This window comes from Candidatus Obscuribacterales bacterium (genome assembly GCA_036703605.1).
In the GTDB taxonomy this organism is placed as follows: domain Bacteria; phylum Cyanobacteriota; class Cyanobacteriia; order RECH01; family RECH01; genus RECH01.
This window is the reverse complement of sequence record DATNRH010000754.1, coordinates 1-1313: the sequence shown is the minus strand read 5'-3', so window position 1 is coordinate 1313 and position 1313 is coordinate 1. Positions and strand designations below refer to the sequence as shown.

General features: G+C 54.1%; 3 protein-coding genes. All 3 read left to right on the top strand.

Going from position 1 to position 1313, the window contains the following annotated elements; genetic code table 11:
• Window positions 1-530, top strand: a 530-nt coding sequence (locus tag V6D20_15705) for a PEP-CTERM sorting domain-containing protein (protein HEY9817226.1), incomplete at its 5' end; no start/stop codon positions are given.
• A 213-nt stretch (window positions 531-743) separates the two neighbouring features.
• The gene (locus tag V6D20_15700; GenBank protein ID HEY9817225.1) at window positions 744-1160 is read left to right on the top strand and encodes a type II secretion system protein GspG; all 417 of its coding nucleotides are present in this window, start codon (window positions 744-746) and stop codon (window positions 1158-1160) included.
• Window positions 1126-1313, top strand: a 188-nt coding sequence (locus V6D20_15695) for a hypothetical protein (GenBank protein HEY9817224.1), incomplete at its 3' end; no start/stop codon positions are given. The genes V6D20_15700 and V6D20_15695, both read left to right, overlap by 35 nt.

Here is a 1313-nt window from a genome sequence, read left to right as displayed (position 1 = left end):
CCGGTATAGCCCTTGTTTTACCCAACAATGACCTTGTTCCAGCAGGCACCTACAATTGGGCTGTTGGTTCATTTTCTGAATCGGTGAACTTCAGTCTTAGCGCCACAGCAATCCTCGATGAATTCACTCAAGTTGGTGGAGTTGGAACAGTGACCTCCACGCTGGATGGCATCTGGAATAATAGTATTCAATATACTAGCAGTGACGCTTCACCCATTGCTCAGGTTGGTGATACCATCTACGTTGTAGTTTTCAACGAAGCCGACATTGCTTCGTCCAATCAATTTGCAATATTTAACACTGGAGCAACTTTCGTCTCAGGTGGCGAGTTCGGCAATGCCGATATTACAGCCAACGCCGAGACTGCAGCTAAAGTGGTTTATGGATCGGTTCGTGGTGAGGCGAACAGTGATCCCGGGTCATTTGACTTCCCTGCATCAGTCGCCCTTTTGCCAATACCAGAGCCCTCCACGGCTCTCCTTGGTGGTCTTGGTGCGCTGCTTCTGCTGCGCCGTCGTCGCATGGACTGAAGGGAAATTTTATTCATCTCTGTGAGGCGGGCTCTGGCCCGCCTCTTTTTTTGGCCGCGATGCGCTTAATCTCAGCCCTCAGCTCAGGGGCGGCCAAAAGCGGAAATAAAAAAAGACGCGCGCGCAGCGCGGAAACGCTTTATCCTAAGCTATCCACCCGCATGGCCCCGCTCGGTTTTCCGGCGGGCCCGAACTCCTCTCCACATTATTCCCATGAAACATCATTCCCATCGTCTCCAAAGTCGCCGTGCACGGGCCGGCTTCACCCTGCTTGAGATGGTCATCGTGCTTGGCATCATCGCGATGATCATGGGTGGCGCGATCTTCGCCATGCGCGGTATTGGTGAGGGCGCCAAACCCACCCGGGCCAAGGGCGACATGCAGACCTACCTCAATGCACTCAGCCTGTACAAAACCAACAAGAACCGCTATCCGACCACCAGCGAAGGCCTCAATGCGCTTCTCTCACACGGTGTGACCAAGATCGTCAAGGATCCCTGGGATCGCGATTACATCTACCGCTATCCCGGCAAGATCGATTCATCGATGCCCGAGATCATCAGTCTAGGCAAGGACGGCAAGGAGGGCACCGAGGATGACATCAGCAGCCAAAAAGATCTCAATCCGTAAGAGTGCTCAGGCTGGGTTTTCCCTGCTTGAGATTGTCATCGCCTTGGGGGTTGCCGTTCTGATTCTGGGCAGTGCTGCCGGGGTCTTGGTGTTCTCCTCGGACGAGTACAATTTGAAGAAGGCCTCGCGTGAAGTGGAGGCGCTCGCCAAGCG

Bases quoted from the DNA above. Each gene is read 5' to 3' on its own strand.
- V6D20_15700 (HEY9817225.1), top strand. From the start codon at position 744: ATGAAACATCATTCCCATCGTCTCCAAAGTCGCCGTGCACGGGCCGGC.